Source organism: Pseudomonas mandelii (assembly GCF_900106065.1).
In the GTDB taxonomy this organism is placed as follows: domain Bacteria; phylum Pseudomonadota; class Gammaproteobacteria; order Pseudomonadales; family Pseudomonadaceae; genus Aquipseudomonas; species Aquipseudomonas mandelii.
In genome coordinates, this window is record NZ_LT629796.1 from 1,864,352 (window position 1) to 1,884,233 (window position 19,882).

General features: G+C 58.4%; 20 protein-coding genes. 3 read left to right on the top strand and 17 right to left on the bottom strand.

What is annotated here, in order from left to right:
• Positions 1-48: 48 nt before the first annotated feature.
• The 3 genes from BLU63_RS08395 to BLU63_RS08405 are packed head-to-tail and all read right to left on the bottom strand — an operon-like array spanning position 49 to position 1,677.
• Positions 49-759: an SDR family NAD(P)-dependent oxidoreductase gene (locus BLU63_RS08395; RefSeq protein WP_077747532.1), complete on the bottom strand. Its 711-nt coding sequence runs from the start codon at positions 757-759 to the stop codon at positions 49-51.
• A gap of 43 nt (positions 760-802) precedes the next feature.
• The gene (locus BLU63_RS08400; RefSeq protein ID WP_083375258.1) at positions 803-1,459 is read right to left on the bottom strand and encodes a DsbA family oxidoreductase; all 657 of its coding nucleotides are present in this window, start codon (positions 1,457-1,459) and stop codon (positions 803-805) included.
• On the bottom strand, positions 1,456-1,677 hold the full coding sequence (locus tag BLU63_RS08405; protein WP_010464654.1) for a tautomerase family protein: 222 nt from the start codon (positions 1,675-1,677) through the stop codon (positions 1,456-1,458). Before BLU63_RS08405 ends, BLU63_RS08400 begins: the two co-directional genes overlap by 4 nt.
• Before the next feature lie 739 nt (positions 1,678-2,416).
• Here BLU63_RS08405 and BLU63_RS08410 point away from each other — a divergent pair.
• On the top strand, positions 2,417-2,710 hold the full coding sequence (locus BLU63_RS08410) for a DUF3077 domain-containing protein (protein ID WP_083375259.1): 294 nt from the start codon (positions 2,417-2,419) through the stop codon (positions 2,708-2,710).
• A 56-nt stretch (positions 2,711-2,766) separates the two neighbouring features.
• Here BLU63_RS08410 and BLU63_RS08415 read toward each other — a convergent pair whose 3' ends face one another.
• The 5 genes from BLU63_RS08415 to BLU63_RS08435 all read right to left on the bottom strand — a co-directional run bounded on the left by BLU63_RS08415 (position 2,767) and on the right by BLU63_RS08435 (position 8,883).
• Positions 2,767-4,380: a Fic family protein gene (locus BLU63_RS08415; RefSeq protein WP_083375260.1), complete on the bottom strand. Its 1,614-nt coding sequence runs from the start codon at positions 4,378-4,380 to the stop codon at positions 2,767-2,769.
• Between the two features lie 376 nt (positions 4,381-4,756).
• The gene (locus BLU63_RS08420; protein WP_083375261.1) at positions 4,757-5,530 is read right to left on the bottom strand and encodes a DeoR/GlpR family DNA-binding transcription regulator; all 774 of its coding nucleotides are present in this window, start codon (positions 5,528-5,530) and stop codon (positions 4,757-4,759) included.
• Positions 5,531-5,585: 55 nt separating this feature from the next.
• Positions 5,586-6,587 (bottom strand): 4-hydroxythreonine-4-phosphate dehydrogenase PdxA, encoded by a 1,002-nt coding sequence (pdxA, locus tag BLU63_RS08425; protein ID WP_083375262.1) that lies wholly within the window; start codon positions 6,585-6,587, stop codon positions 5,586-5,588.
• A 5-nt stretch (positions 6,588-6,592) separates the two neighbouring features.
• Positions 6,593-7,873 (bottom strand): four-carbon acid sugar kinase family protein, encoded by a 1,281-nt coding sequence (locus BLU63_RS08430; protein ID WP_083375263.1) that lies wholly within the window; start codon positions 7,871-7,873, stop codon positions 6,593-6,595.
• Positions 7,870-8,883 (bottom strand): 2-keto-3-deoxygluconate permease, encoded by a 1,014-nt coding sequence (locus tag BLU63_RS08435; RefSeq protein ID WP_077747522.1) that lies wholly within the window; start codon positions 8,881-8,883, stop codon positions 7,870-7,872. The genes BLU63_RS08430 and BLU63_RS08435 overlap by 4 nt, the downstream gene beginning before the upstream one ends.
• A 474-nt stretch (positions 8,884-9,357) precedes the next feature.
• On the opposite strand from BLU63_RS08435, the gene BLU63_RS08440 reads away from it, so the two are divergent.
• Positions 9,358-10,284 carry a LysR family transcriptional regulator gene (locus BLU63_RS08440; RefSeq protein WP_042932449.1) on the top strand — a complete coding sequence of 309 codons (927 nt, stop codon included), beginning with the start codon at positions 9,358-9,360 and terminating at the stop codon, positions 10,282-10,284.
• On the opposite strand, the gene BLU63_RS08445 is transcribed toward BLU63_RS08440, so the two are convergent.
• From BLU63_RS08445 to BLU63_RS08470, 6 genes are all read right to left on the bottom strand, one after another.
• Complete coding sequence (locus BLU63_RS08445; RefSeq protein ID WP_010464672.1) at positions 10,201-10,518, bottom strand: AzlD domain-containing protein; 318 nt, start codon at positions 10,516-10,518, stop codon at positions 10,201-10,203. The two genes, BLU63_RS08440 and BLU63_RS08445, sit on opposite strands and share 84 nt — an antisense overlap.
• Positions 10,497-11,213: an AzlC family ABC transporter permease gene (locus tag BLU63_RS08450; RefSeq protein WP_010464674.1), complete on the bottom strand. Its 717-nt coding sequence runs from the start codon at positions 11,211-11,213 to the stop codon at positions 10,497-10,499. The genes BLU63_RS08445 and BLU63_RS08450 overlap by 22 nt, the downstream gene beginning before the upstream one ends.
• On the bottom strand, positions 11,210-11,623 hold the full coding sequence (locus BLU63_RS08455) for a GNAT family N-acetyltransferase (RefSeq protein ID WP_169857613.1): 414 nt from the start codon (positions 11,621-11,623) through the stop codon (positions 11,210-11,212). Before BLU63_RS08455 ends, BLU63_RS08450 begins: the two co-directional genes overlap by 4 nt.
• 46 nt (positions 11,624-11,669) lie before the next feature.
• The gene (locus tag BLU63_RS08460) at positions 11,670-12,419 is read right to left on the bottom strand and encodes a 2OG-Fe dioxygenase family protein (RefSeq protein WP_010464678.1); all 750 of its coding nucleotides are present in this window, start codon (positions 12,417-12,419) and stop codon (positions 11,670-11,672) included.
• Positions 12,420-12,650: 231 nt separating this feature from the next.
• Positions 12,651-13,937: an OprD family porin gene (locus tag BLU63_RS08465; protein WP_010464680.1), complete on the bottom strand. Its 1,287-nt coding sequence runs from the start codon at positions 13,935-13,937 to the stop codon at positions 12,651-12,653.
• Positions 13,938-14,170: 233 nt separating this feature from the next.
• Positions 14,171-14,785 (bottom strand): DsbA family protein, encoded by a 615-nt coding sequence (locus BLU63_RS08470; protein ID WP_083375264.1) that lies wholly within the window; start codon positions 14,783-14,785, stop codon positions 14,171-14,173.
• A gap of 254 nt (positions 14,786-15,039) precedes the next feature.
• Here BLU63_RS08470 and BLU63_RS08475 point away from each other — a divergent pair, with 254 nt between their 5' ends.
• The gene (locus BLU63_RS08475; protein ID WP_083375265.1) at positions 15,040-17,133 is read left to right on the top strand and encodes a TonB-dependent receptor; all 2,094 of its coding nucleotides are present in this window, start codon (positions 15,040-15,042) and stop codon (positions 17,131-17,133) included.
• Positions 17,134-17,339: 206 nt separating this feature from the next.
• Here BLU63_RS08475 and BLU63_RS08480 read toward each other — a convergent pair whose 3' ends face one another.
• The 3 genes from BLU63_RS08480 to aguB all read right to left on the bottom strand — a co-directional run bounded on the left by BLU63_RS08480 (position 17,340) and on the right by aguB (position 19,787).
• Positions 17,340-17,552 (bottom strand): hypothetical protein, encoded by a 213-nt coding sequence (locus tag BLU63_RS08480; protein ID WP_010464685.1) that lies wholly within the window; start codon positions 17,550-17,552, stop codon positions 17,340-17,342.
• A 245-nt stretch (positions 17,553-17,797) separates the two neighbouring features.
• Positions 17,798-18,904, bottom strand: coding sequence for an agmatine deiminase (aguA, locus tag BLU63_RS08485; protein WP_010464688.1), 1,107 nt, complete (start codon positions 18,902-18,904; stop codon positions 17,798-17,800).
• A 4-nt stretch (positions 18,905-18,908) separates the two neighbouring features.
• The gene (gene aguB / locus BLU63_RS08490; protein ID WP_083375266.1) at positions 18,909-19,787 is read right to left on the bottom strand and encodes an N-carbamoylputrescine amidase; all 879 of its coding nucleotides are present in this window, start codon (positions 19,785-19,787) and stop codon (positions 18,909-18,911) included.
• Positions 19,788-19,882 lie beyond the last annotated feature (95 nt).

Consider the following 19,882-nt stretch of genomic DNA (forward strand, 5'->3'; position numbering starts at 1 on the left):
AACGCCGTCGATAGTGATCGACGGCGCTGTGGACAAGTCAAAGAGGTCTTAGTGACCGGCGCTCTGACCGCCATCGACGTGCAGGATTTCGCCAGTGACGAAGTTGGCGTTGTCCAGATACACAACCGCCTGAGCGATGTCGTTGATTTCGCCCATGTGGCCGACCGGGTGCAGACTGCCCAGCGCTGCATGGGTTTCTTCGCCGTGCATCGGGGTCTTGATGATGCCCGGGGAAACCGCGTTCACCCGAATCCCGCGCTTGGCGTACTCAATCGCCAAGGATTTGGTCGCAGCGTTCAATCCACCCTTGGTCAGCGAAGCCAGTACCGACGGCACACCATCAATCGCATGGTCTGTCAGGCTGGTGGTGATGTTGACGACGTGGCCTTTGCCTTGCTTTTCCATCTCGTTGATCGCGAGTTGGGTGATGTAGAAGAAGCCGTTCAGGTTCACCGACAGCACGTTGGCGTAGTCTTCGGCGGTGTACGCGGTGAACGGCTTGGCGATGAAGATGCCGGCGTTGTTGACCAGGGTATCGATGCGGCCAAAACGTGCGATGGCTTCACGAATCACTTGCTGCGCAACAGCCGGGTCGCCGATGTCGCCCGCCACGGTGAGGATGTCCGGATCGGTGGACGGTTTGATCGAACGCGAAGTGGCGACAACTTTGTAATCCAGGTCGCGGAAGGCTTTGACCATACCGGCGCCGAGGCCTTGGGATGCGCCAGTGATAACGATGACTTTTTTCGAATTGCTCATGATGAACCTCTACTAATTAAGAATGGTTTGAATAAGTAAGTAATCAGGCTTCGGCGGGGGCCTTGGCCATTTGTCTCAACATTTGTTCGTAGTACTCGACTGACTGCGAACCGGACACCAGGTGGCGACCGTTCAGCACCATGGCCGGGACCGAGTGGATGCCGTGCTGGCGGTAAAACGCTTCAAGCTCACGCACTTCTTTGGCAAATGCGCCGGACGCCAACACCTCTTGAGCCGCCGCCGCATCCAGTCCCGCTTCAGCAGCCAGACTCACCAGCGTCTCGCGATCGCTCGGGTTCTGGCCGTCGGTGAAGTAAGCGCGCAACAGGATTTTCTTGAGTGCGACCTGCCGCCCTTCCTGCAACGCCCATAACAGCAGCCGATGCGCATCAAACGTGTTGTAGAAGTGAGTGCGCTTGTCCAGATCGAACTTGAACCCCAGGGCCGCGCCACGTTCGATCTGCATCGCTTTGCCGGCGGCGACGTCTGCGGCGGTGCGTCCATATTTGCGCATCAAATGCTCAACCGCTTTTTCGCCGACTGCCGGCATGTCCGGGTTCAGTTCGAAAGGCTTGTAGGTCAGCTCCACCGAAATCTCACCGGCCACGTTCTCGATCGCTTGCTCCAGCGCCGTCGCACCCAATGCACACCACGGGCACACCACGTCGGAGATGAAATCGATGGAGACGGACGCCGTCATGACTTGCCCTCCGCCTCAGCCAGTTGCTTGCGGTACTTAGTGGTACTGATGCCGGCGTAGCCCCAGTTATCGGTGTCGACCTCTTCGATCACGATGTGGGTCAGGTGCGGATCCTTCTTCAGGACGCGCTCCAGGGTTTCAGTGATTTCGGCGATCACCTGAGCTTTCTGCTCAGAGGTAACGCCATCGCGGGTGATGCGTACGCTTACGAAAGGCATGAGGAATCTCCAAGTGACCTTCCCTTCGGAATGAATGGGTCGGCGTTGGAGTTCAATGTATGGAGTTCGCTGGAGGGGATAAAGGTGGGGGCGGGAACATCATTAGTTACTTGGTGTAATGATTTCCTCGCTGGGAGCCACTAAAACTGTTTGCATCAAAAATGATTGATCGGCCAACTTCCATTTACAGCAACATTTAGATATCGCCAAAAAATGGCTGGGGAAGTGGAGCTGTCGATAGTCACTGATGGCTCCCAAAAGCCGAGCATCGAAGAGAATGAGGCGCGCATCAGTCGGGGCGCGGCTCACTCACGGATTCCCAAACCTCAGGGCCGGTGAAGCACTGAAACTCTCACCCCACGCCACCACCTAGCCACGATTGCGCATCCGCCCCCCTCAAGCTACCTTCAACCCGTCGCTGCCAATTCAGCGACCGGGCCTGAGAACCCGAGTAAGATACAGGCGCACAAGCGCCCATAATCACGATTGTTGGCGTTTTTTTGTGCCTGCATTTCCGTGTAATGGCGGCTGTGCGTGGGAGACCTTCGGGTCTGCCGGGTTCCTGTATCTCCGGTTTCTCAGCCCGCGCATAGCTGCCACCCATTCGCCTGAGAACGAACGTGGTAGCTCTAACTTTGATTCAGGAGTTTTTGCTAATGCCCGCTATCGATCCGTCCAAAATTTGCGTTCCCGCTTCACTGGTCACCACCCACCACCGCCCAAAAACCGGAGGTGCCCAATGACCAACCCCAAAGACCTTAAAACTATTGGCCTCACCCCTTTCTCCTACCACGCCAACGAACCGCTCTTCCGCATCAACGCCGGCGTCCCGGTGATCGAAGCCCTCTCCCACGCCTCCGATCTGCTCCACGTCGCCAAGCTTCTCGCATCAGACGCGGCCATGGTTCGCGACACCGACCGGCACGCCTGGGCATCGCATTATTTGCAGGATATGAGCAAGGCGATCATTGATGATGTGGTGAAGGTGTTGGACGCGCCATGTAACAACCGAGCCAGTAACGTCGCGCCATAAACAAATCGCACGCATGAAAAAGCCCCGAATCAATCGGGGCTTTTTGCGTAAGTCGGTCATCGACCCACTGGCTGATTCGGGTGGTATCGATCACTCACGCTACTGTCTATCGGCTCCTCCCCCCGAACCGACTGAGCCACCGCTTCGATAATCGCGGCCCAAATATCCGGCCTTGCCAGCACAGGCATTTCCTTTGCCAACACGTTGCTCAGCTTCCCTTCGTTTTGCTCTATGGATCGCAAGAGCCGATCAGCCTGGTGATCAGGCATCTCAACGACTTCCTTGATTGCCTGTCTGGCCCTTATGTGGCTGCGCAAATACCGCGACTCTTCACGCATCTGTTCCGTGATGGTGCGGCGAATGACGTTAGACATGAAAACAACGTGTGGACCCAGGTTCGGATAGCGCCACACCGGGCGGGCCTGATCCTGGCCTGTGAATTCAATATTCGAGACCACGCCATCAGGGTATTGCGTACGCGTATTGGCGAATGCTACCTGGTCTCGTATGCCCTGCATGAGCGGTTTTGAAACCTGATCCAGCACGCTGTCATATAGACGCCGCTCAGCAGAGTCGTCGGTGATAACAGCTGAAATCGGAAGAATCACCGGGTCTGGAATGGCCCCATCACGACGCAGAATATCGTTGATCAGAAAGCGATGGACCCGGCCGTTGCCGTCGGCCAGCGGATGGATATAGACGAAAGCGAACGCTGCTACCGCGCTGCGCATGACCGGGGATTGCCCTTGAGTACGATTCAGAAAGACGCGGATGCCTTCCAACATCCGCTCCAGATCGCCTTCCGGGGGAGCGACGTAATGGACAATCTCCTGATAACGGACAGTTTCGCCAACAAACACCGGAGATTGCCGAATCCCCATACGTGTCAGTGTGGTCACTGCGCCAAGGACTTCTTCTTGCATATCAGCCAGTGCAGCATCGGTGAGCGGCAGTTCGCCCTGACCGGTTCGTCGCGCCAATACATCTGCGAAACGCTGGATACGCGTAGAACGATCCGCCTCCCCTTCAATGGCGAAGCTGGCTTTGCTTTCCCTGAGCGTCATCCATGCGGCGGCGCGCAGCAGAAGCGCTTCGCCAAACTCTGCAGTCAGTTGACCGAAGAGGTGAGGCACATCGAGGTCCGCTGCTGACTGGACTGCTGTTGTCTTGACGACGATTGGGCAGAAGTAGCGCGAACCAGGCAGGTTGTCATTCACTCGCCAACGCGGCACCTTCACCGCCTCTTCGGGTGAAGCCGCCACCAACAGATCGGCGTTGATGGCGTCGACATACTTACCGCCTATAGGTTCTGGCGCCTGCAACTGCTCGCCAGTGAGCCACTCAAACAAGAACGCTGACCTGCGGGCATATTGGCCGGTGGGCTCGTCATTCAACCAGCCTTGTAACGGTGCAGGACCCACCTTGGTAAACAGTCTGGTCAAGAACTCAAGGTTCGGGACTTCATGCCGCAGGTGAAATTGCAGATGGGATGAAAAGTCCGGATCGGGGCGCATGTTTTCCGTATAGGTCTCAAGACGAAAACCGTCTTCGACCTGAGTTGACCGTCGGCTACCGACCTGACTTAACACGGGTAGCCGTGCCATCGGCCGCACGTCGAATGTCGTCGCTAGCCAAGCCGCACCGATGGGGTCTACGGGAAACTCGCTCACGTCACACTCCTTTTAAATCCTCGGCCAAATCAAACCGCCATAAATGGAGATTAACGATCAAAATCAGGTTTTGCTGCATAAAAATGATTATATTTTGGGACTAATGCATAAAAACGAACATTTAGAGCACTTCAAATTGAGCTCTACCAATGGAATTGGTGCACCGTCGAACTGACCTCAAACGCATAAAAACGATTTTACTTGCTCAAAAACGATCATAAATCTGGCTTTTTGCACAAAACCGTTTCGAAACCGGACAATTTCACTGAACCCCTCACACGCTGAAAACCGAAACGTCGCTGCCTTTTCATCCAAAAAAAAGCCCCGAATCGGTCGAGGCATTTTTTTGGTTTTGGTCATTTCAGTAGGGATGCAATCAAGCGACGATCACGGTTTGCACAGTGATCTGCTTCAGCGCATAAAACGGCGCAAGCGCAGCTTCATCCGCGGTGGAGCCGGTAATCAACCGCCACTCCCGCTCAATCGGCGTCCAGTGCTGCTGTCGGGCGCGCCCCAACTTGTCAGTGTCCGCGAGCACAACAATCTGCGCCGCCCGCTTGATGATGCATTCCTTCAAATACGCCTGCTGCGCACTCGCTTCACACAACCCAAACTCCGCCACCACACCATCAGCCCCCAGAAACGCCTTGTCGACACTGAGCCGACTCAACGTCAGTTCCGCCAGCGGCCCCAGCGTGCTCATGCTCGAACCGCGCAGATCGCCGCCGATCAAAGTCAGCCGCACGCCCGGCGCATTGGCCAGGGTCATTACGGCGAGCAAATTGTTGGTCACCACATGCACGTCTTGTCGCGAACACAGATGATGGGCCAGTGCGGCGCACGTGGTGCCGCCGTCGAGCAACACGGTATCGCCATCCTGAACGTGGGCCGCCGCTGCCTGGGCGATGGCGTCTTTCTGTTCCCACTGGGATGTTTTGCGTTCTTCGAGCGAGGCTTCCGGCTCATGAACGCCGACCACCGCAGTCGCGCCGCCATAGGTCCGCACCAGGTGCCGCTGTTTGGCGAGCATGGTCAGGTCGCGTCGCACCGTGGCTTCCGAGACCCCGAGTGCCGCGCTCAATTGCTCGACGTTGGCATCGCCAATTCGCACGAGATCGAGGATGGCGCGGTGGCGTTCGGAGGCTTTCATGGCGGGTCTCGTTGTGGGGACGGTGGTCGATCTTACACGACCGAGCCCCTGCGCCTCATCCCCGTCGCGTAGCAAGCTCGGCGCCCTGGCGCAGTGCTTCGAGCAGGCTGCGTTCATCGGCGATGCCTTTACCGGCGATGTCGAACGCGGTGCCGTGGTCGACCGAGGTACGGATCACGTCCAGGCCGACGGTGACGTTCACGCCGGCTTCCAGGCCGAGCACTTTGACCGGGCCGTGGCCTTGGTCGTGATACATCGCCACCACCAGGTCGAAGTCACCGCGACCGGCGCGGAAGAACAGGGTGTCAGCAGGCAGCGGGCCGGTGACGTCGAGGCCGCGTTCTTGCAGCAGCTTCACCGCAGGGATGATTTTTTCCTCTTCTTCGCCATAACCGAACAGTCCGTTTTCACCGGCATGGGGGTTGATCCCGCAAACACCAATTCGCGGGCGAGCAATGCCGGCCTTGATCAGTGTCGCGTTGCCGCGCTCGATGGTGCGCTGGACTAGGCCCGGCTCGATCTTGCGGATCGCGTCGATGATGCCGATGTGGGTCGTGACGTGAATCACCCGCAGTTGAGGCGCCACCAACATCATCGACACTTCGTCGACGTTGGTCAGGTGCGCGAGCATTTCTGTATGGCCGGGGTATTTGTGGCCGCCGGCGTGCAGCGCTTCCTTGTTCAGCGGTGCGGTGCAGATCGCGTCGATCTGGCTGGCCTCGGCGAGTTGCACGGCGCGGGCGATGTATTGATAAGCAGCGTCACCGGCGATGGGCGACAACTCGCCGAACGGCAGGTCGTCGGGGATCAGTTTAAGGTCGATGCAGTCAATGGTGCCGGCTTCGTACAAGGCTTGGGAGGCGTCCTCGATGCGGCGCACTTTGGCACTTCCGCCGACGATGACGTTGGCCTGTTCGAGGCGACGGGCATCGCCGATCACCAGCGGCCGGCATTGTTGGTAGACGATGTCGTGAGTCAGGCTCTTGACGATGATTTCCGGGCCGACACCCGTGGCGTCGCCCATGGTGATGCCGATGATGGGGAGGTAATTGCTCATAGTGTTCATTCGAGTCCTTGGATTCGTGTGCGTTGGGGCGGGGAGCGATCGGCGCTGTCGCTCAGGTGTTGCCATGCCGCATATAAGGCGTTGTCGGTACCGAACGCGCCGGCCTTGGTAACGATGCCGGGACGATGGCCCTGGCGGGAAACGGTCGGGCGAGCGAAGGCGACGCCGGCTTCGATTTCGGTCAGCAGTTGCAGGCTGTCGATGCCGACGGTGGTCAATATGGCCCGAGCGGTTTCGCCGCCGGTGGCGATCAGGCCGCCGACCTTGGCGAAGTGCGGTTCGACCAGCACGGCGAGCATGGTCGAGAGTTGCGCGCCCTCTTGGGGATCGAACGCTTCATCGCGGCCGATGCGCAGCAGCAGGTCACTCCAGCCGTCCAGTTGCTCGCCAATGCGCGATTGCCAGAGCGACCAATCGCCGTGGGTTGAACCCTGACGAAGGACTTCAGGCGGTATAACCAGTTCGCTGACGCCGCCACGCTCTTTGAGCCGCTCGCATTGTCGCTCGCAGACGCCGGAGAGGCTGCCGACAAGGATCAGAATCGGCGCCTGGCTTTTTTCGAGGGCCGCAGGCTCGACAACCGTGAACTGTGCTTCGGATAAATCAGGAAGACTGGCGATTTCCCGTGCCAGACCACCCGAACCGATCCAGAACAGCGGCCGATCCATCGACGCGGTCAAGCGAGCGAGGGTCAGCAGGTCGTCTTCGGTCTGCGCATCGACGATCAGCGCCTGCGTGCCATTGCCGGCAATTTCAGCAATGTGCCGCTCGAGCGCTTTTTCGTTGCCGCGCAAGGTGTCGAGATCGAGCTTCGCAGTGCTCAGGCCTGCGGCAATCAGCATCGCCTCGACATCGGCCGGACGGTCGGCGTTTTCCAGTTTCCAGGTGTCGGTGGTTTCCAGCGGCTGGCCGTTGACGAACACGCGACCGCCGCGCAACGTGCGCCCGGTGGCCGGGAACGCCGGGGCGACGATGGCCAGGCCGGCCAACGGTTGCAGGGCGGCAACCTCAGCCGCCCAGTTGCCACGCAGCGTCGAATCGATTTTTTTGTACAGCCGTTGCCCGGGTTTGTGCAGTGCTTTGAATGCCGCGACCGTGCGCTCGGCAGCCCGCGCGGGTGGGAGGCGCCGAGTGTCCGTATCAGCGGCAATCACTTGAGCGTCAGCCTCGTCATTCAGGGGGTCGAGGGTGACGACCGTTTGCATCCCCACGCTGGCAAAGCCGATGGCGCAATCTGCCGCGCCGGACAGATCGTCAGCGATGATCAGAATCCTCATCGCAAAGCCTCCTGCTTTTGAGGTTCGATCCCCGGTTCAGGTATGACGACAGGATTGCGCTGCTGCACGCGTTTGGCGACGGCGGCGGTGAGTAACGGCGCGAGGATCGCGGTGACCACGACGCAGGCGGCTACCAGTATGGTCGCGCTCTTGGCCGCTTCGGCGTACACCGGATTGGCTGCCGCAATCAGTGCAGGGACGGCGGCGGCATTCCCGGCGGTGGTGGCTGCGGCAACACCCGCGACGCCCGTGCCACCGGTCAAACGATCGGCGAAGAACAGCGGAATGCCGGTCAGCACAACCACCGCAACGCCCATGCCGAGACCCAGCAAACCGGCCTGCCAGACGTTATGCAAGTCCAGGCTGGCGCCGAGTGCAAGGGCAAAAAACGGGATCATCACCGGGACGGCCTTGGCCAGAAAGTCGCGCATGTCACGGTCGAGGTTTCCCAGCAACATACCGAGGGCCAGTGGCAGGATGCTGCCCACCAGCGTCGGCCAAGGGAAAGCCGACAGGCCGGCGATGCCCAAGGTGACCATGGTCAGAAAAGGCCCGGACTCCAGGGACATGACCGAATAGGCGCCGACGTCTTCGGATCGACCGTATTGCCCCATCAGCGCCATGTACAAGCCGCCATTGGTGTCGTTCATCGCTGCGACGACCGCCAGCGTTGAAATGCCGGCGAAGAGGCCAGACGAGATCGGCTGCTCGCCGAGAAAATGCCCGAGCACAATGCCGATAAGCACGGCGATGCCGACTTTGGTGATAAGCAGCGTGCCGCCCTTCTTCAGCAGATAAGGCGTGGCCTTGATATTGATGCTCGCGCCCATGCAGACGTAGAACACCGCGAGGATGGGTAACGCCCCGGTGAACAGCGCATTGGTGAAAGAGCCGAAAAACTTCGGTGTGTCAGGAAGGAATGTAGCCACCAGTGAGCCAATCAGCAGCGGGACAATCATCATGCCGCCAGGGATGCGTTCAATGGTGCGCTTGATAGGAATTTGGGCCACGAGGGTCTCCTTTTATAATTGTTTGGTAAGACGTACTTCACCTCGAAACTGACTGATTCGATCATCTTGTGATTGAGTCAGTCAAAATAATCTTAGGCTTTCGTTCTTAATTGCGCAAACCAATCATTCAAATGATCGTTTTGATCATTTATGGAGGAAACCTGTTTTTTCACAAATACCTTTGCCAGCCACCGCAGTAGCCGCCCTCAGATACAGAAAAGCGGCAAGGTCGAGCATTCACAACCCCAAAAAAAATGCCCAAACCTCCCGGCCTGAGTATTTTTTTGACCCTGATCACCCAACATTCCCAAAAAACCTCGACTCTATGTAAGCCTCCAACCATCGGACGCAGCATCAATTCGCTACTAAACTCGGGACAAGCGTGTTCAGGTGCAGGATTATAGCCAGCACGTATCGCCCAACCGGCGGCCAGGTACTCAACAATAGCCAGCCCACTTTAGAGGGCATTACCCAATGGATAGCAGAACCCTACGCAACCTCATGCGCATTGTTCAGACCGGCTCTTTGTCGGCGGCGGCAGAGCATTCCTGTTTAACCGTGCAGGCGTTGGCCGCGCAGTTGAACAAGGTCGAAGAACAGTTCGGTTTTCGGTTGTTTCGTCGCTCCAACAAGGGGTTGACCCTGACCACGCAGGGCACGGAACTCACGCCTTACATGGACAAGGTGTTGGTTGCCACGCGGCAACTGGAAGAAAAAGTCGCTGCGTTGAAGGTGCCTGGGCAGCGCACGCTCAAGGTAGCGCTGAACACGACGCTGTCGGCTGACTTCAATCGGCGAATGATCGGACGCCTGATTGAGGTGTTTCCCGACTATCAGCTGGAATTCAGCTACGCCGAGTCGATGGAAAACCTCAGCAAGCTGAAGAACGAAGACTTTGACCTGGCGGTGCTGATTGGTCCGCAGAAGCCGGGATTGCCCAGCATCATCCTGCCCGAGGTCCAGGTGCAGGTGGTCGGTGCGCATTGCGGTCAGGAACATGATCCGCTGGTGCTGCTCGGCAACAAGTTTCAGGTGCGTCCGGCAGACGATTGTCCGTATTCCCACAGCTTCTTGCGCTTTCTCGACGCCGGTCTGGGCAATTACGAGTCGGGCAAGCGGATGGTCTATTCGTGCAGCGAAACCCTGACGCTGTCGTTGATCACCCAGATGGACGGCCTTGGCATGGTTTCGCGGGATGCAGCCCAGCGCAATGGCCTGACGATTTTCCCCGGCTTCGAGGATGCCCTTGAAGTGCGGCTGGCGATCAATAATCCCGAGTTGTCGGGCCAGGCTTTGCACGATGTGGTCGACCTCCCGCTACATGAACGAGCCGAGCGCAATGTACGCAGCCGTTCCCACCGCAACGGAGAGAAAGAGGTTTTTGCTGAAATACGCACATAACAACGTCGGAATCGCGGCATAAAATTCCGGGCGATCGAGCTGCACGTGCTGATCCTTGATCAACAACGGCGTGAGGCTGATTGCAGCGACGATCGCCACCGGCAGGTATTCCAGCGCCCGGGCGACGAAGGGCGGCCAATGGTCAGTGTTCACTTGCAGCGGCAATGCGCGCGGCAGGAAGGTCACGGCCATCATCAGCACAACGACCAGAATCAGGAACGTTTGGTCAGGCATACGCCCACCCCGCAGCCCACAAATGTGGCGATGAATACGTTGAAGGGCGAGCTGCCGACCAGGCTCAGCACGCCCATGCAGGCGACGGCGGCCAGTGCGGCGATGAGTTTGTTACGCGTGTTGCACAGCGACACCAGCACGTAGAGCATCATCGCGGTCAACGCGTAGTCGAGCTGATACTGGATCAAGTGCGCCGCATACTGCGCGCAAATCGCCCCCAGCAAACCGCCGAGCACCCAAGATGTGTGGCAATACAGATTGAAACCGATCAGGTAACGCACGTTGACGGGCGAGCCTTTGCCCAGTTTGACGCTGTGAAAAGCGAACGACTCATCGGTCAGCCCACCCGCGTAACACCAGCGCTCCATTCGGCTGAGGCCCATCGCCTGCAACGCCTTGGCCATGTAGACCGACATCAGCATGTGCCGCGCGTTGATCAGAAACGTGGTGAGGATGATGGTGGTCAGCGACGCACCGCTGGAAATCAGCGCGAGGGCGGCGAACTGCGAAGCGCCGGCATACACGAACAGGCACATGGCGACCGGCAGCCACACAGGCAACCCGGCGTTCACCGCCATCAAACCGAACACAAACGAAACCGTGAAGTAACCCGCAACCACCGGGCTGGCTTCGGCGAAGGTGCGCGAAGCGTGCGGCTCGACCATCAGCGGCTGGCTGCTGGACGTCTCATTCATAGGTCCCTCTCAAATGTTCTTTCGCCGCGCGGCTCGCAAAAACCCTGGGCACTCCAGAAGCGCTGGCCGGCAAGGTTAGCATCGTCGACAAACAGGAACATCCGCAGCACGCCCACGCGCTTCATGTCTGACGACGCTGCTTCAACCAGGCGTTGACCGACGCCTTGGCTGCGGTAATCCGGGCTCACGGCGAGGTGGTTGATCGTGCCGCGACTGCCGAGCATTCCGCCCAACACCGCGCCGACGATTTCGCCGCTGACGTCCAGTGCGATAAACGCGGTGGTGGTCTTCTGCACCAGCACACTGCGCAGGCATTTGGCGTCCTGCCATTCACAGAAAGACACTTCTTCGAATTGCCGAAAGAAGCGTTCCAGGCGCTGTGCATCCTTGGCCGTGGTGCGCCGCAGCATCACCGGTGCGGGGCACTCGGCGAGGCTGGTCACGGTGTTGTACTGTTCAGCGAACAATGTCGAAAGCGGTCCCGGGCCGCGAGAAAGAGATCGCCAGAATCTGCCGGTACGCCATGTCGTGAGAATGGGTATTGCGTGCCGGTGTCACGTAGTGACGCATGTCGCGATCGAGAAAGTAGGTGGTGTCGAGGATTTCCTGATACGTCGTCGAGGCCAGGTGCTCCTGGTTTTCCGTGTCGTACAAACGGCTCTCTGCCCCTTCAACGTTATTGCGTCCCCAGAAGTGCACGCCGCTGAACGGATAACCGTCGCAGTGAATACCTTCCGGGGTGATTTCCAGTTGTTTGCCAGGCTTGATCTCGATGCGGATCTGATGAATCTGGCACTGCCAGATTTCGTCGTGCAACTCAGGTGGCAAAACGTTTTTGTACACTTCGAAGTCGGTGTCGATCAGGCTGCGCATCACCGGCGAACTGATGATTTCATCAGAGAAGTCCTGGAAGTGCCGAACCATCCCGCCAACGTAACTGTTGTTCGCCTTGGACTGAACATAGGCGCGGTGTTCCAGCTGCTTCAGATCGCGCGTGACCGGGTTGTACTCGAAATCGCTGTAGCGACGGTAGCGCATGCCCGCCTCGGACTGTCCGTAGTAACTGTCCGGCTCCATGTTTTCCCAGCTTTTGGTCAATCTGACGAAATCGTTGAAATGACCGAAAAGATTGAAGTCAGCACCCCGGACGTTCGCATATTTGTCACGCCGTAGAAATTCGCCCACTTCTTTGTTCAAAACGATCATTTTAAAAATCTCCGTGCATTTAGCTGCCTAATCTAGAGAGCACAGGATTTACGTCCATGAGAAAGAATTTGAGGCATATCAAGCGCTGCTTGAAACGGAGCATGACGTTGCTTTAGTTTGACTTTTTACGATCGAAAATGGCCTTTTTATGCGTTTTTCAACGGATCTCAGGCGAAAAAAACCCCGAGCCAGTCGGGGTTCTTTAGTGAGTGTTGAACACTCAGTCGATCATCAGAAGATGTTGATCGGGTAATCCACGAACACACGCACTTCGTTACCGCTGACGTTGTACTCGCTGGATTTCTGCGAGACACGCAGGATCGAGCTGCGCAGTTTCACGCTCAGGTCTTTGGCCGGGCCGCTTTGCACGACGTACTTGAACTGGTTGAAGATTTCACGCTCGGTGCCGCCTTCGCTGGTGGACGTGGTGATGTTGTCACCGCGCACGTAGGCGAAGTTGTAGCTCAGGCCAGGAACGCCGAATGCGGTGAAGTCCAGGCCGTAGCCCAACTGCCAGCTGCGCTCGTCTTCGGCGTTGAAGTCAGACCAGTAGGAGTTCGCCAGGTAGATGGTGTTGCCGCCGTCGCCGACACGACCTTGGTCCTTCTGGTAACCGCCGTAGGCATAGCCCAGGTTGCTGTCGCCGGTGCTGCGCTGGTGAGCGAGGGTGAACGAGTGCGGGCCGGTGGCGAAGGTCGCCGCCAGGCTCCAGATTTTGTTGTCGTCGCCGGTGGCGCCGCTTTCGCGGACGTAGGAATCATCCAGCTTGGTGCGATAGCCGTTGAAGTCCAGGGTCAGGGACTGATCCTTGTCGATCGGGAACACGTAGTTGGCGTTCACGTATTGCTTCTTCAACACGTCTTCAACGTCGGATGCGTACAGCGCCGCCTTGAATTGTTCGGTGAACTGGTAGCTACCGCCCAACACGTTGATCGACTTCAGGCCACCACTGTCACGGCCTTCAGCGCTTTTGCGCGATTCGGCGGTGAAGCGACCGGCGTTCAGCTCCAGGCCTTTGATCTCCTTGGAGGTGATCAAGGTGCCGGTGTAGCTTTCCGGCAGCAGGCGCGAGTTGTCGTAGCTCAGCACCGGCAGGGCCGGCATCTGGTCGCCGTAGGTCAGCGTGGTGCTGGAGACACGGAATTTGACTGCTGCACCGCCTTTGGACAGGTCGTCAGCCGCGTTGCCGCTGTCGCCCTTTTTAAAGAAGTCGATGCCTTGTGCGCCGGTGCGACCCTTGCCGCCATCCAGACGCAGTGCGTACAGACCGAAAGCATCCACACCGACACCGACGGTGCCTTGGGTGAAGCCGGACGAGAACGTGCCGATGGCCGCTTGGCCCCATTCGGCTTTGTCCGCACGACCGTCTTTGTAATCACGATTGATGTAGGCGTTGCGCAGCAGCACTTTGAGGCTGCTGTCTTCAACAAATCCCTTGGATTCGGCCTGGTCGTTAGCCATGGCCTGTGTAGCGCTCAACATCCCCAGAGCGATCAAGCTGATTCGCTTATTCAACATTTTGTTTTTTTCCTTATTACCGGTTGATACGCGCTGTGTCGAACGGCTGAAACGGCGCTATCGCACTCTTTTTTCACCCCAAAACAAAAAGGCCCGCCCACGAAGAAATCGTGGCGGGCCTTTTTATTATTTTATGAGTCATGGCGGTTAGCCACAGGCGTTGGGCGCGATCGTAGCCGCGCCCAGAAGGCTGTGTCAATTTGATGAATCGTCTATCCATAGGCGAAAAACATCTAAGCGGACTGAGCAAGCCAGGACGCGAACGCTTGCGGCTTACCAAGCCAAGGGCTGATATCGACCACCGTGAAATGACCATTTTGCTCCAACGCCAAGGTCGGAAAACCTTGACCACCGACACGGGCCAGCAATGCGCGGCTGTCCTTGATGTGGCGATCCGAGTCGGTGCTTATGAAGGCTGACGCAAAGGCATCAGGCTCAATACCAATCTCTTTTGCCAGCTCAAATAACACCGCCTCATCGGCAATCCGCCTCCCTTCCACGTAATGGGCGATTTGCAAACGCCCCAGCAACTCAAGCCCACGGCCGGCGATGTGTTCGGCGGCCAGCACCGCAGCGATTGGCGGGGTGGAATCGAACACCGCCGTGTCGTCGCGTAGCAAACCTTCGAAATACGCTTCGCCAAATGGCTGGCCGGTGTACTCGGCGATTCGGCGGTCGTGGGGCATCACATAGTTGCGCAATTGTGGCGAAACGGCTTTGCGGTTGGCACCGCTCATCATGCCGCCACCGTGGGCGATCACTGGCAACACGCCTTGGGCGGCGTGCACCAGCGGTTTGGCGCCGTAGCACCAGCCGCACAAAGGGTCGTAAATATAGTGAAGGATCATGGAAAGACTCCGGCAATCAATCAGGGAAACTCAGTGCCGGCAGACTAATCCTCGGACCGTTGCGGAAAAACGCTGGAATGGCGTTCAGTCTGTTTCATGAATCGGTCTAATAGACTCGACGAATCTCTGTAGCAATCTCGACACAACTTGAAACAATCGAACAACGAAGCTTTTCAAGAATAATTAACCGAAGCAAATAACAAGCATTACCATTCGCGCCCTCGAATTCTTCTACCCTTTCGGATGCGCTTCAGATGCCTGCCCCCTTCCGCCTTATGCCCGTCACCCTTGGGTTTTCTGCTTTTCTGTCTGCCGGATTCACCTGCGCCGCGACCACCGTTTTACCCGAAACCTCGATCAGTGCCGAAGCGGAGGCCGACGATCCGCGAGTAAAGGAAACCAGCACCGCCACCCGGACTGCGACTCCGGTGCGCTACGTGCCACAAGCCATCGACTCGATTAAAACCTCGAACGTCTCGGATTACGGCACCAATGATCTGGGCACTGCATTGAGCGGCATCCCCAACGTCAGCAGCGGTGCAGACACTCGTTTCGACAGCCTGCGTATCCGCGGTTTCGATGCGAGCAACGACTTCTACCTCGATGGCATTCGTGACGACAGCCAATACGTGCGCGACTTGCACAACATCGAGCGTATCGAAGTCCTCAAAGGGCCGGCCGCCGTGTTATACGGGCGTGGCAGCCAGGGCGGAATCGTCAACCGGGTCAGCAAACTGCCCGAGTTCGGCCGCCGTTCGACCATCGAAGCCCAGGGCGGCAGCGATGATTTACGCAGCCTTTATGCCGACCTCAGCACCGATCCGTCCGAGAACATCAGCCTGCGCCTGAACATGGGCAACATGGATCAGAACAGCTTTCGCGAGGGTGTCAGCGGCAACCGCCAACTGTTCGCGCCATCCATGAGCTGGCAATTGACGCCGGACCTGAACTGGTTGGTGCAATACGAATACAGCCGTTACAACCGCACGCCGGATCGCGGTATTCCTGGCGTAAACGGGCGCCCGGCAGACGTAGGACGCGATACGACCTACGGCAGCGAGCACGATTTCATCGACGACAAGTCGCAATCCCTGCGCTCCAAACTCAGCTATGAACTGAGCGACAACTGGCAGCTGCGCCACACCCTGGGCGTGTTCAAGCTCGACAGCGATTTCGACAACACGTACCTGACCGGATACACCCCGGCCACCAACAAGGTCACGCGTCAGCATTGGCAGCAAGACCTGACCACCCGCAATGTCTACAACAACGTCGAACTGGAGGGAGGTTTCGACACCTTCGGCCTGGAGCATCGCCTGCTGACCGGGATCGAGATCGGCAGTCAACGCCGCGATCCGACCCTTTACAACGCGGCCACTTCCGGACCGGGCAGCTCGCCGGTGCCGGCGCTGGACCTGCACAACCCGAATCGCGATCTGCGCCACACCGGCCGCATGCAGGTGTCCAGCGACAACCACACCGAAGTCGAAAGCCGTGCGGTGTACGTGCAGGATCAATTGCGTCTGAACGATCAATGGCAACTGCTGGCCGGTTTGCGCTACGACACGTTCGACATCGAATCGACCAACAAGCTGCGCGACATTTCCGAAGACCGTGACAGCCACAGCACAAGCCCGCGTGTAGGCCTGGTCTGGACGCCGCTGCAGAATCATTCCTTCTATGCCTCCTGGACCAAGACGTTCTCGCCAGTGGGCGGCGGCTTGATCGGCATCACGCCCGGCGCGGCCGGTAACAGCAACGACTTGAGCCCGGAGCTGACCAAGCAGAAGGAAATCGGCGTGAAGAGCGACTGGCTCGACGACCGCCTGAGCACCACCCTGGCAATCTACGAACTGGAACTCTACAACCGCCGCACCAGCGATCCACTCAACCCGACCGTCACCTTGCTCTCGGGCTTGCAACGTTCCCGCGGGATCGAGCTGACCGGCACCGGTAAAATTGCCGGCAACTGGTACGTGCGCGGTGGCGTGGGCGTACAGGACGCGACGGTCGAGAAGGACAACAACGGCTTTGAAGGCAAACGCATCAGCAACGTGGCCAAGCACAACGGTAGTCTGTTCCTGACCTGGAAACCTGAAATGGGCTGGTATGCGGAAACCGGGTTGACCCTGGTCGGCCAGCGTTACGCCGATAACCTCAACACCGTCGTACTGCCGGGTTATGGCCGTTGGGATGCACTGGCCGGATTCCGGCAGAAGGATTGGGACTTGCGTGCGGCACTGAACAACATCAGCGACAAGACCTATTACTCGTCGGCCACCAGCGCCGCGCAGATTCAACCCGGCGAACCGCGCAGCCTGGTGGTGACGGGGACCTACAGCTTCTAAACACTGCTGATGTGTTCCCACCAATCACCTGTAGGAGCGAGCCTGCTCGCGATGGCGGCGGGTCAGTCAACGTTAATGTGACTGCCAGGCCGCCATCGCGAGCAGGCTCGCTCCTACAATGGTCAGGGTGTAGCTTACAAATCCATCGCCCATAAAAAAGCGCCGCCATCCCGGCAGCGCTCTCATCAATCCTTTGTTTTTTCTTCTTATCCTTCCATCACATCCCACAACGCTTCCAGTTCCGCCTCGCTGAATAAACCAGCGGGGTAGCGCTCGATCATCATCCGGCGCGGATCAGGTTCTCTGATCTGACGCGTTCCATTGGACTTCAACCAGTGCGCCAGGACCTGGAGCGATTCGCTATTAACTGCCAGGGGATGCAACGCCCGCTCTCTCACTACGTTCACTTCGGCGTTCATTTCAGCGCTCTCTCCTGGTTCGTGAGCGGCTAACTTATCCAAGGTTTATGACAGAACATCGAAGTCCTCCCCCTCCCTGTTTCACTCCGTGACAGATACAAGAGCTGTGCCAATGTTTCCCAAGTGTCGACAAGTGGATACAAAGAAGCCCGCAGTCCTTTGGGGCTGCGGGCTTCTGGGTGAAGAGCGGGGATAAACCGGCGTCTTGGTGATTTTTCAGCCGGTTCAGGCTGTTACAACCCCACTCACTCCTTGTGCGGCGCCGGCTGTTGTTGGGTAAGGCAGTGGATGTTACCGCCCCCCAGTAACAGTTCGCGGCCCGGCACCATCACCACTTCATGCTGCGGGAATAGCGCCTGCAGAATCTCTTTCGCAGGACCGTCCAGCGGGTCGTCGAAACTCGGCGCGATAATGCCGCCGTTGACGATCAGGAAGTTCACGTAGGAACCGGCCAGACGCACGCTCGGATTACGCTCCTGAGTCCCGTCCACCGGATCCACGCCGGCACACTCTTCCTCGGTCGCATACAGCGGCCCCGGGATCGGCATCTTGTGCACCGTGAATGGGCGACCCTTGGCATCGGTGCTGCTTTCCAGCACTTTCATTGCCGCCTGGCAGCGGGGGTAGTTCGGGTCCTGCGGATCATCGGTCCAGGCCAGCAATACTTCACCCGGACGCACGTAGCAGCAGAAGTTATCCACATGGCCGTCGGTTTCGTCGTTGAACAGACCGTCCGGCAGCCAGATGATCTTATCCACAGCCAGATGAGCACTGAGCACCGCTTCGATTTCCCCCCGGCTCAGGTGCGGGTTGCGATTGCGGTTGAGCAGGCATTCTTCGGTGGTGATCAGGGTGCCTTCGCCATCGACGTGAATCGAACCGCCCTCGAGCACGAAGCCCTCGGTACGGTAGCGCTGGCTGCGCTCGATCTCGAGGATCTTGCCGCCCACCTGCGAGTCGCGGTTCCACGGCGAGTACAAACCGCCATCGAAACCGCCCCACGAGTTGAAGTCCCAGTTCACACCACGGACTTCGCCACTGTTATTGATGACGAACGTCGGGCCGGTGTCGCGAACCCAGGCGTCGTCGCTGGACATCTCGACCACACGAATATTCGGCACGTCGAGACGGGCACGGGCGTTTTCGTATTGGCCGGCAGAGACCGCCACGGTCACCGGTTCGAAACGGGCGATGGCCTTGGCGACGGCCACGTGCGCGGCTTGCGCGGGTTTGCCGCCCAGGCGCCAGTTGTCCGGGCGCTCCGGCCAGATCATCCAGGTCTGGGTTTGTGGCGCCCACTCGGCGGGCATGTAGAAGCCGTCGGCGCGCGGGGTGCTGTTTAAAGTGGTCATGCGATCAGGACTCCAGGGAACCGTCGAGGGTTTTGATCACATTGTATAGGTTCGGGCGACGATCACGGAACGAACCCCACGCGCTGCGAATGTGCTCCAGCTCGTCGAGGTCGAAGCTCTGGACCAGCACGCCCTCTTCAGTCTTGTCGAGTTCCTGGACCTTCTCGCCGAACTGGTTGGCGATGAACGATGAGCCGTAGAACGTGATGTCGTAGCCGTCCTGTTCTTCGTTACCGATGCGGTTGCTCGCAATCAGCGGCATCAGGTTGGCGCCGGCATGGCCTTGTTGCACGCGCTGCCAGTGGTCGCGGGACGAAATGGTTTTGTCGTGCGGCTCGCTGCCGATGGCGGTCGGGTAGAACAGGATTTCCGCGCCCAGCAACGCCATGCTGCGAGCGCACTCCGGGAACCACTGGTCCCAGCAGATGCCGACGCCGATTTTCGCGTAACGGGTGTTCCAGACTTTGAAGCCGGTATCGCCCGGGTTGAAGTAATACTTTTCGTGGTAACCCGGGCCGTCCGGGATGTGGCTTTTACGATAAATCCCGAGGTTGCTGCCGTCGGCATCGATGATCGCGATGCTGTTGAAACGGGCGCGGCCGGCCAGTTCATAGAAGCTGATCGGCAGCACCACTTGCAGTTCCTTGGCGACTTTCCGGAAGTGCTTGATGGCGACGTTGTCTTCAACCGTCGTGGCCAGTTGCAGGTAATCCGGGTTCGGTTTCTGGCAGAAGTACGGCGCCTCGAACAGTTCCTGGATCAGTATGATCTGCGCGCCTTTGGCTGCAGCCTCACGGACCAGCTTCTCTGCGGTCTCGATGTTGGCTTCAAGGTCCCAGGAACAGGCCATCTGGGTGGCGGCGACGGTAACGATACGACTCATGAATCATCTCCGGGCAAGTGCTGATGGGTCGAGTATGGCCTCGACCGATGACAGAAACGGGAAGCACGGGCGCGATGAGGCACGCCGTGAGCAAT

What these genes read in the sequence shown, in the direction of transcription:
- BLU63_RS08395 (WP_077747532.1), bottom strand. Translation starts at nt 759, where the DNA reads ATGAGCAATTCGAAAAAAGTCATCGTTATCACTGGCGCATCCCAAGGC.
- BLU63_RS08400 (WP_083375258.1), bottom strand. Translation starts at nt 1,459, where the DNA reads ATGACGGCGTCCGTCTCCATCGATTTCATCTCCGACGTGGTGTGCCCG.
- BLU63_RS08405 (WP_010464654.1), bottom strand. Translation starts at nt 1,677, where the DNA reads ATGCCTTTCGTAAGCGTACGCATCACCCGCGATGGCGTTACCTCTGAG.
- BLU63_RS08410 (WP_083375259.1), top strand. Translation starts at nt 2,417, where the DNA reads ATGACCAACCCCAAAGACCTTAAAACTATTGGCCTCACCCCTTTCTCC.
- BLU63_RS08420 (WP_083375261.1), bottom strand. Translation starts at nt 5,530, where the DNA reads ATGAAAGCCTCCGAACGCCACCGCGCCATCCTCGATCTCGTGCGAATT.
- pdxA (WP_083375262.1), bottom strand. Translation starts at nt 6,587, where the DNA reads ATGAGCAATTACCTCCCCATCATCGGCATCACCATGGGCGACGCCACG.
- BLU63_RS08430 (WP_083375263.1), bottom strand. Translation starts at nt 7,873, where the DNA reads ATGAGGATTCTGATCATCGCTGACGATCTGTCCGGCGCGGCAGATTGC.
- BLU63_RS08440 (WP_042932449.1), top strand. Translation starts at nt 9,358, where the DNA reads ATGGATAGCAGAACCCTACGCAACCTCATGCGCATTGTTCAGACCGGC.
- BLU63_RS08445 (WP_010464672.1), bottom strand. Translation starts at nt 10,518, where the DNA reads ATGCCTGACCAAACGTTCCTGATTCTGGTCGTTGTGCTGATGATGGCC.
- BLU63_RS08450 (WP_010464674.1), bottom strand. Translation starts at nt 11,213, where the DNA reads ATGAATGAGACGTCCAGCAGCCAGCCGCTGATGGTCGAGCCGCACGCT.
- BLU63_RS08455 (WP_169857613.1), bottom strand. Translation starts at nt 11,623, where the DNA reads ATGCTGCGGCGCACCACGGCCAAGGATGCACAGCGCCTGGAACGCTTC.
- BLU63_RS08460 (WP_010464678.1), bottom strand. Translation starts at nt 12,419, where the DNA reads ATGATCGTTTTGAACAAAGAAGTGGGCGAATTTCTACGGCGTGACAAA.
- BLU63_RS08465 (WP_010464680.1), bottom strand. Translation starts at nt 13,937, where the DNA reads ATGTTGAATAAGCGAATCAGCTTGATCGCTCTGGGGATGTTGAGCGCT.
- BLU63_RS08470 (WP_083375264.1), bottom strand. Translation starts at nt 14,785, where the DNA reads ATGATCCTTCACTATATTTACGACCCTTTGTGCGGCTGGTGCTACGGC.
- BLU63_RS08475 (WP_083375265.1), top strand. Translation starts at nt 15,040, where the DNA reads ATGCCTGCCCCCTTCCGCCTTATGCCCGTCACCCTTGGGTTTTCTGCT.
- BLU63_RS08480 (WP_010464685.1), bottom strand. Translation starts at nt 17,552, where the DNA reads ATGAACGCCGAAGTGAACGTAGTGAGAGAGCGGGCGTTGCATCCCCTG.
- aguA (WP_010464688.1), bottom strand. Translation starts at nt 18,904, where the DNA reads ATGACCACTTTAAACAGCACCCCGCGCGCCGACGGCTTCTACATGCCC.
- aguB (WP_083375266.1), bottom strand. Translation starts at nt 19,787, where the DNA reads ATGAGTCGTATCGTTACCGTCGCCGCCACCCAGATGGCCTGTTCCTGG.